This window comes from Burkholderia sp. Ac-20365, assembly GCF_017104715.1.
Lineage (GTDB): Bacteria > Pseudomonadota > Gammaproteobacteria > Burkholderiales > Burkholderiaceae > Paraburkholderia.
Genome location: NZ_JAAGPI010000027.1, coordinates 127921 through 136584, shown reverse-complemented (window position 1 = coordinate 136584; position 8664 = coordinate 127921). Strand labels below are relative to the sequence as shown.

The window sequence follows — 8664 nt, the reverse complement described above, 5'->3', positions numbered from 1 at the left end:
GTGTTAGCCCGCTTTCTTTGCTTACTTTCTTTGCGGCGGCAAAGAAAGTAAGTGCCGCCCCGCACAGGGGCAACGCTAGCAGACCAGAGACAAAACGCGGATGCCAGCGACAACAAAAGCAAACCACACCAGCGCCGCAAGACAAAACCAAAAACCAAACCAAACCAAACCAAACCAAACCCCATGGTATGAACCCGCGTTGCCGCAACCATGCCCCCTGCTCTATCCTCTCCCCACACGCGCCAGCGCAAACTCAAACGCTATTGGGGCCACCACCAAATGACCACCTACCGCGAGTTCCACCGCCGCTCAATCGATTCCCCCGAAGACTTCTGGCGCGAAGAGGCCAGCCGCATCCACTGGCACACACCATTCGACACCGTCCTCGACCGCTCAAACCCGCCCTTCGCGCGCTGGTTCGTCGGCGGACGGACCAACCTCTGCCATAACGCCGTCGACCGCCACCTCGCGCAACGCGCACAACAAAACGCACTCGTCTACATATCGACGGAAACGGGCATCGAGCGGCGCTACACCTACGCCGAACTGCACGCCGAAGTGAACCGCATGGCCGCCGTGATGCGCTCGCTCGGCGTCAAGCGCAGCGACCGCGTGCTCATCTATCTGCCAATGATCCCCGAAGCCGTCTTCGCGATGCTCGCGTGCGCGCGCCTCGGTGCAATCCATTCGGTCGTGTTCGGCGGATTTGCCGCGCCGAATCTCGCCGCGCGCATCGACGATGCCACGCCCGCGCTGATCGTCACCGCCGACGCCGGCGCGCGCGCCGGCAAGGTGATCGACTACACACCGCTCGTCGATGAAGCCCTCGCGCGCGCGACGCACAAGACACCCAAGGTCCTGCTGATCGACCGGCAACTCGCGCCGGAGCGTCTGAATGCGCCCTACCTCGTCGCCTACGAGCCGCTGCGCGAACAGTTCTTCGACGCGCACGTTCAGTGCGAATGGCTCGAATCGACGGAGCCTTCGTACGTGCTCTACACGTCCGGCACGACGGGCAAGCCCAAAGGCGTGCAGCGCGATGTCGGCGGCTATGCCGTCGCGCTCGCGGCATCGATGGAATACATCTTTCAGGGCAAGCCGGGCGACACGATGTTCACGGCGTCCGACGTCGGCTGGGTGGTCGGCCACAGCTACATCGTCTACGCGCCGCTGATCGCGGGCCTCACGACCGTCATGTACGAAGGCACGCCCATTCGTCCCGATGGCGGTATCTGGTGGCGGCTCGTCGAGCAGCACAAGATCAACCTGATGTTCACCGCGCCCACCGCCATCCGCGTGCTGAAGAAACAGGACCCCGCGCTGCTGAAACAGGCCGATCTGTCGAGCCTGCGCACGCTGTTCCTCGCGGGCGAGCCGCTCGACGAACCCACCGCCTCGTGGATCGCCGATGCGCTCGGCAAGCCCGTCGTCGATAACTTCTGGCAGACGGAAACCGGCTGGCCGATTCTCGCGATCCAGCGCGGCGTTGAAGCGCTGCCGCAAAAGCTCGGCTCGCCTGGCGTGCCCTGCTATGGCTACGATCTGACGCTGCGCAACGAGCACACGGGCGAGCCGTGCGCGCCCGGCGAGAAAGGCGTGATCACGCTCGGCTATCCGTTGCCGCCCGGCTGCATGTCGACCGTGTGGGGCGACGATGCGCGCTTCGTCAAGACGTATTGGGAGAGCGTGCCCGACCATCAGGTCTACTCGACCTTCGATTGGGGCATTCAGGACGAAGACGGCTACGTGACGATCCTCGGCCGCACCGACGATGTCATCAACGTCGCGGGCCATCGGCTCGGCACGCGTGAAATCGAAGAGGCGCTGTCAGGACACAGGGCGGTCGCGGAAGTGGCCGTGGTCGGTGTGACGGATCAGGTCAAAGGACAGGCGGCGCTCGCGTTCGTCGTCCTGCGCGACGCCGCCGCGTATGAATCCGACGACGCGCGCGCGAAGCTTTCCGCCGAACTGTGCACGACCGTCGACCGGCATCTCGGCGCGATCGCGCGGCCCGCGCATGTCGTGATGGTGTCGATGCTGCCGAAGACGCGCTCCGGCAAGCTGTTGCGCCGCGCGATTGCGGCGCTCGCCGAAGGCCGCGACCCCGGCGATCTGCCGACTATCGAAGATCCGTCCGCGTTGCAGCAGATCCGCGACGCCGTCGCGGCGACGCTCAGCGTGAAGTGACCTGGCTGGAAAACGGCGCGCTTAACCGCGCGCCGACAGAAAGCGCCTGAGAATCCCGCTCGAATACGTGCCCGCGATCTCGTGCAGAAAGGTGACGAACGATGCGGGCGCATGCGCGTCGGCCGTATCGGAAATGGTCCGCACGATTGCGCACGGCACGCCGTATTCGTAGCAGACCTGCGCGATCGCCGCGCCTTCCATTTCGACGGCGAGCGCATCGGGCAACGCCGCGCGCAACAGATCGACGGACGTCGCGCTCGCGACGAACTGGTCGCCGCTGATGATCAGCCCGCGATGCACGGTCGGCAGCGCTTCCGTCACGAAACGCTGCGACAGCGCGGCGCCTTCTTCTTCGACAAACCGCTCGCAGGCGCGAGCCAGAGCGGCCGTCAACGGCGCGTCGGCTGCGAAGCGCGACATGCCAAGCAGCGGCACTTCAAAGCGCGGAAAGAGCGGCGACGCATCGAGATCGTGCTGCATCAACGTCTCTGCGACGACGATATCGCCGATCCGAACCGTTGGGCCAACGCCACCCGCGACGCCCGTGAACACGACAGCCTCGACGTCGAACGCATGTATCAGCGCGCTCACCGTCGCCGCCGCCGCGACCTTGCCGACGCGCGCCAACGTCACGACGCAAGGCGCGCCATGCACCGTGCCGATGTGATAGTCGCGCTTGCCATGCGTGATCGTTTCGACGGCACCTTCCGCGCGCATCGCGGCGACGAGATCGCCGAGTTCTTCGGGCAGCGCGGCCATCACGCCCAGCGGACGGCGCGCAATCGTGGCTTCCGACGGCAGCGCGCTCATTCGACTGCCTGCAACTTGGCGACCGCGAGCGCGAGCCATTTCTCGCCGTGGCGCTTGAATTTGACCTGCGCCTTCGAATCGGCGCCGCCGCCTTCGAGCGCGGTGATCGTGCCTTCGCCGAACTTCGTGTGGAACACCTGCTGGCCGACGCGGAAGCCCGTTTCAGCCGCGCGCTGCTCGTTCGCGAACGCGGGCAACGGCGCGCTCGGCGGCGTCGGCGCGCCGCCGCCATAACCCTGCTTGCGGTCCGGGCGCGAGAACCAGTCGCGGCCCCAGCCGGCGTTGTCCGAACGGCCACCGCCCCAGCGGGCGCCCGCTTCGACTTTCGGCGTGAGCCACTTGAGCGTTTCCTGCGGCAGTTCGTCGAAAAAGCGTGAACGGATGTTGTAGCGCGTCTGGCCGTGCAGCATCCGGCTTTGCGCGAACGACAGATACAGCCGCTCCTTCGCGCGCGTGATCGCGACGTACATCAGGCGGCGCTCTTCTTCGAGGCCATCCGCTTCCATCGCGCTGTTTTCGTGCGGGAACAAGCCTTCTTCCAGGCCGGTGATGAACACCGCCGTGAATTCGAGACCCTTCGCCGCGTGCACCGTCATCAACTGCACGGCTTCCTGGCCGGCTTGCGCCTGGTTGTCGCCCGCTTCGAGCGATGCGTGCGACAGGAAGCCCGCAAGCGGCGTCATCGTGTCGGGGTTTTGCGCGGGATCGGCGGGGTTCGCGGCATCGAGCACGTCGACGCCGGGATCGTCCGTCGCAATGACCAGTTCCGGCGCAGCCGTCGCGCCCGGACGCAGCGGAATCGAGCGCGCGGGCGTGTCGAGCCCGTAGCCTTCTTCGCTGACGAACGCCGTTGCCGCGTTGACCAGTTCCTGCAAGTTCTCCAGACGCTCCTGCCCTTCGCGTTCGTTCTGATAGAACTCGGACAGGCTGCTCGCGCGCACCACGTATTCGACCGTTTCCGGCAGGCTCATCTGCGCCGTTTCCGCGCGCATCTTCGCGATCAGGTTCGCGAAGCCGCCGAGGCTCGTGCCCGCCTTGCCCGTCACATATGGAATCGCCGCCGCCATCGAGCAGTTGTACAGACGCGCTGCGTCTGCCAGCTGTTCGATGGAGCGCGCGCCGATGCCGCGCGTCGGGAAATTGACGACGCGCACGAACGCGGTGTCGTCGTTCGGATTGTCGATCAGGCGCAGATACGCGAGCGCGTGCTTCACTTCCTGACGCTCGAAAAAGCGCAGGCCGCCATACACGCGATACGGAATGCCCGCATTCACGAGCGTATGTTCGATCGTGCGCGACTGCGCATTGCTCCGGTACAGCACGGCGATTTCACTGCGCGAGGCGCCCGTGGCAATCAGATCGCGGATTTCTTCGACGATCCAGCCCGCTTCCTGCGAATCCGTCGCGGCTTCATAGACGCGCACCGGCTCGCCGTGACCGGCGTCCGTACGCAGGTTCTTGCCCAGCCGGCGCGAGTTGTTCGAGATCAGCGTGTTGGCGGCATCGAGAATATGGCCGTGCGAGCGGTAGTTCTGCTCCAGCTTGATCAGATTGCGGACCTTGAACTCCTGCTCGAAGTCACGCATGTTGCCGACGTTCGCGCCGCGGAACGCGTAGATGGACTGGTCGTCGTCGCCGACTGCGAAGATCGCGTTGTGCTCGCCCGCCAGCATCTTCAGCCACGCGTATTGCAGCTTGTTGGTGTCCTGGAATTCGTCGACCAGGATGTGCCGGAAACGCGCCTGATAATGCGCGCGCAGCGGCGGGTTGTACGACAGCAGTTCGTAGCAGCGCAGCAGCAGTTCGGGGAAATCGACCACGCCTTCGCGCTGGCATTGCTGGTCGTACGCTGCGTACAGTTCGACGAACTTGCGGTTGAAGTCGTCGGACGTATCGACATCCTTCGGACGCAGACCCTGCTCCTTCGCGTTGTTGATGAAGTACTGCAGGTTTTTCGGCGGATATTTCTCGTCGTCGATATTCAGGCCCTTCATCAGGCGCTTGATCGCGGAAAGCTGATCGGACGTATCGAGGATCTGGAAGGTCTGCGGCAGACCGGCGTCGCGGAAATGCGCGCGCAGCATCCGGTTGCACAGGCCGTGAAACGTGCCGATCCACATGCCGCGCGTGTCGATAGGCAAGAGCGCCGACAGGCGCGACATCATTTCGCGCGCGGCCTTGTTCGTGAAGGTGACGCCGAGAATGGTCGGCGGCGATGCGAACCCTTGCTGGATCAGCCACGCAATCCGCGTGATCAGCACGCGCGTCTTGCCGCTGCCTGCGCCTGCCAGAATGAGCGCCGGTTCGTTCGGCAGCGTGACGGCGGCGTGTTGTTCGGGGTTCAGGTTCGCGAGCAGTTCGGGCATGGATGACGAGAGGAGACAACGGTTGCGGCGGGTGGTCCGACATTATAAGACCGTGAGGCAACGCTGCCGGTCGCGTGCGATATCCATGTGATGCTGCCCTGCTTCCGGTGTGCTTTGGGCCGGCTTCTGCGCTGCTTCCGGACGTTGTGTGCCGCGCCTCCGACGCCCTGCTGCCCGCGCCTGCGCTGCCCTCCAGACCCGCTGCCGCCGCCCATTGCACGGCTCGACAGCGCCGTGTAGCGGCGCCCGTATCACAGTCCGCACGCAGCCCGCATCACAGCCCATATCGCGCCGCCCCAGGAACGCACAATGGCGGGCGCGGCCCGCCGCGCCCGCATCCCTTTATAATTCAAGGTTCCAGGCATCTTTCCACGCATTTTCCGGCAGATTTTGACGATGACGACAAGCGACAACACGCTGGCCAAGAGTTTCGAGCCGCAGACGATCGAGGCTCAATGGGGCCCCGAATGGGAAAAACGCGGCTACGCCGCTCCGACGATGGAGCCGGGCCGCAAGAATTTCTCGATCCAGTTGCCGCCGCCCAACGTCACGGGCACGCTGCACATGGGCCACGCGTTCAACCAGACCATCATGGACGGCCTGACGCGCTATCACCGCATGCTGGGCGAAAACACGCTGTGGGTGCCGGGCACCGACCACGCGGGTATCGCGACGCAGATCGTCGTCGAACGCCAGCTGGACGCGCAGGGCGTGTCGCGCCACGACCTCGGCCGCGAAAAATTCACCGAGCGCGTGTGGGAATGGAAGCAGCAGTCGGGCTCCACGATTACGGGCCAGGTACGCCGTCTGGGCGCGTCGATCGACTGGTCGCGCGAATATTTCACGATGGACGACAAGATGTCGGCCGCCGTGCGCGACGTGTTCGTGCGTCTGTATGAACAGGGTCTGATCTATCGCGGCAAGCGCCTCGTGAACTGGGACCCGGTGCTGCTCACGGCCGTGTCTGACCTCGAAGTGGTCAGCGAAGAAGAAAACGGCAGCCTGTGGCACATCCAGTATCCGCTCGCGGACGGCTCGGGCCATCTGACCGTCGCCACGACGCGCCCCGAAACCATGCTCGGCGACGTCGCCGTCATGGTTCACCCGGAAGACGAGCGCTACGCGAAGCTGATCGGCCAGAACGTCAAGCTGCCGCTGACGGACCGCGAAATCCCCATCATCGCGGACGATTATGTGGATCGCGAATTCGGCACGGGCGTCGTGAAGGTCACGCCCGCGCACGACTTCAACGACTATCAGGTCGGCCTGCGCCACAAGCTGCCGCAGATCGAAATCCTCACGCTCGACGCGAAGATCAACGAGAACGCGCCCGAAAAGTACCGCGGCATGGACCGTTTCGACGCGCGCAAGCTGGTCGTGGCGGATCTGGAAGCGATCGGCCTGCTCGAATCCGTCAAGCCGCACAAGCTGATGGTGCCGCGCGGCGACCGCACGGGCGTCGTGATCGAGCCGATGCTGACCGACCAGTGGTTCGTCGCAATGAGCAAGCCGGCTCCCGAAGGCACGTTCAATCCGGGCAAATCGATCGCCGAAACGGCGCTGGACGTGGTCCGTAGCGGCGAGATCAAATTCGTGCCGGAAAACTGGACGACCACGTACTACCAGTGGCTCGAAAACATCCAGGACTGGTGTATCTCGCGCCAATTGTGGTGGGGCCATCAGATTCCCGCGTGGTACGGCGAAAACGGCGAAATCTTCGTCGCGAAGACGGAAGAAGAAGCGCGCGCCAAGGCCGACGCACAGGGCTACAAGGGCGCACTGAAGCGCGATGAAGACGTGCTCGACACGTGGTTCTCGTCGGCGCTGGTGCCGTTCTCGTCGCTCGGCTGGCCCGCAGAGACGCCGGAACTGAAGGCGTTCCTGCCGTCGTCGGTGCTGGTGACGGGTTTCGACATCATCTTCTTCTGGGTCGCGCGCATGGTCATGATGACCACGCACTTCACCGGCAAGGTGCCGTTCGACACCGTCTATGTGCACGGTCTCGTGCGCGACGCCGAAGGCCAGAAGATGTCGAAGAGCAAGGGCAACACGCTCGACCCGATCGATATTGTCGACGGCATCGGTCTCGACGCACTGGTCGCGAAGCGCACCACGGGCCTGATGAATCCGAAGCAGGCCGCGACCATCGAAAAGAAGACGCGCAAGGAATTCCCCGACGGCATTCCCGCGTTCGGCACGGATGCGCTGCGCTTCACGATGGCGTCGATGGCGACGCTCGGCCGCAACGTGAACTTCGACCTTGCGCGCTGCGAAGGCTATCGCAACTTCTGCAACAAGCTGTGGAACGCGACGCGCTTCGTGCTGATGAACTGCGAAGGCCACGATTGCGGCTTCGCGAATCCGGGCGCGTGCAAGCCGGGCGATTGCGGCCCGGGCGGTTACACGGACTTCTCGCAGGCCGACCGCTGGATCGTGTCGCTGCTCCAGCGCGTCGAAGCGGAAGTCGAAAAGGGCTTCGCCGACTATCGATTCGACAATGTGGCAAACGCCCTATACAAGTTCGTATGGGACGAATACTGTGACTGGTATCTCGAACTGGCGAAGGTGCAGATCCAGACGGGTACGCCCGAGCAGCAGCGCGCCACGCGCCGCACGCTGCTGCGCGTGCTCGAAACGGTGCTGCGTCTCGCGCACCCGGTGATTCCTTTCATTACGGAAGCGTTGTGGCAGAAGGTGGCGCCGCTCGCGGCAAAGTACCCGGAAGGCCGTGCGGAAGGCGAAGCGTCGATCATGACGCAGCCCTACCCGATCGCCGAGGCGGGCAAGATCGACGAAGCGGCCGAGCAATGGGCGGCGGATCTGAAGGCCGTGATCGACGCGTGCCGGAACCTGCGCGGCGAGATGAACCTGTCGCCGGCGACGAAGGTGCCGCTGCTCGTGACGGGCAATTCGGAGCGTCTGTCGTCGTTCGCGCCTTACGCACAGGCGTTGGCGCGTTTGTCCCAGGTGCAGATCATCGCCGACGAGGCCACGCTGGATGCACAGGCACATGGCGCGCCGATTGCTATCGTAGGAACGGACAAGCTCGTGCTGAAGGTGGAGATCGATGTCGCGGCCGAGCGCGAACGTCTGTCAAAAGAAATTGCGAGATTGAACGCAGAAGTTTCGAAATGTAACGCCAAGCTGCAGAACGAGAGTTTTGTTGCAAAAGCGCCGCCCGCGGTCGTTGAGCAGGAGCAAAAAAGGCTGGCAGAATACCAGACCACGATTGGCAAGCTGACTGCACAACTGTCGCGCTTGCCAGCCTGATTGACGCTGCATGCGCGCCGTGCCACCGGTG

General features: G+C 64.1%; 5 protein-coding genes. 2 read left to right on the top strand and 3 right to left on the bottom strand.

Annotated elements, in window-relative coordinates:
* The coding region (locus tag G3O01_RS32545) for a hypothetical protein (protein WP_205811083.1) at positions 1–212 on the bottom strand (212 nt) is incomplete at its 3' end.
* 67 nt (positions 213–279) lie between these two features.
* On the opposite strand from G3O01_RS32545, the gene G3O01_RS32540 reads away from it, so the two are divergent.
* Positions 280–2187: a propionate--CoA ligase gene (locus G3O01_RS32540; protein ID WP_205811082.1), complete on the top strand. Its 1908-nt coding sequence runs from the start codon at positions 280–282 to the stop codon at positions 2185–2187.
* Between the two features lie 21 nt (positions 2188–2208).
* Here the strand turns inward: G3O01_RS32540 and G3O01_RS32535 are convergent, their stop codons facing one another.
* Both G3O01_RS32535 and G3O01_RS32530 read right to left on the bottom strand, forming a co-directional pair.
* Positions 2209–2997, bottom strand: a complete 789-nt coding sequence (locus G3O01_RS32535) for a 5'-methylthioadenosine/adenosylhomocysteine nucleosidase (RefSeq protein ID WP_205811081.1) — start codon at positions 2995–2997, stop codon at positions 2209–2211.
* Positions 2994–5363, bottom strand: a complete 2370-nt coding sequence (locus tag G3O01_RS32530) for a UvrD-helicase domain-containing protein (protein ID WP_205811080.1) — start codon at positions 5361–5363, stop codon at positions 2994–2996. Before G3O01_RS32530 ends, G3O01_RS32535 begins: the two co-directional genes overlap by 4 nt.
* Before the next feature lie 396 nt (positions 5364–5759).
* On the opposite strand from G3O01_RS32530, the gene G3O01_RS32525 reads away from it, so the two are divergent.
* The gene (locus tag G3O01_RS32525; protein WP_205811079.1) at positions 5760–8633 is read left to right on the top strand and encodes a valine--tRNA ligase; all 2874 of its coding nucleotides are present in this window, start codon (positions 5760–5762) and stop codon (positions 8631–8633) included.
* Positions 8634–8664: the final 31 nt, after the last annotated feature.

Bases quoted from the DNA above. Each gene is read 5' to 3' on its own strand.
- G3O01_RS32540 (WP_205811082.1), top strand. From the start codon at position 280: ATGACCACCTACCGCGAGTTCCACCGCCGCTCAATCGATTCCCCCGAA.
- G3O01_RS32535 (WP_205811081.1), bottom strand. From the start codon at position 2,997: ATGAGCGCGCTGCCGTCGGAAGCCACGATTGCGCGCCGTCCGCTGGGC.
- G3O01_RS32530 (WP_205811080.1), bottom strand. From the start codon at position 5,363: ATGCCCGAACTGCTCGCGAACCTGAACCCCGAACAACACGCCGCCGTC.
- G3O01_RS32525 (WP_205811079.1), top strand. From the start codon at position 5,760: ATGACGACAAGCGACAACACGCTGGCCAAGAGTTTCGAGCCGCAGACG.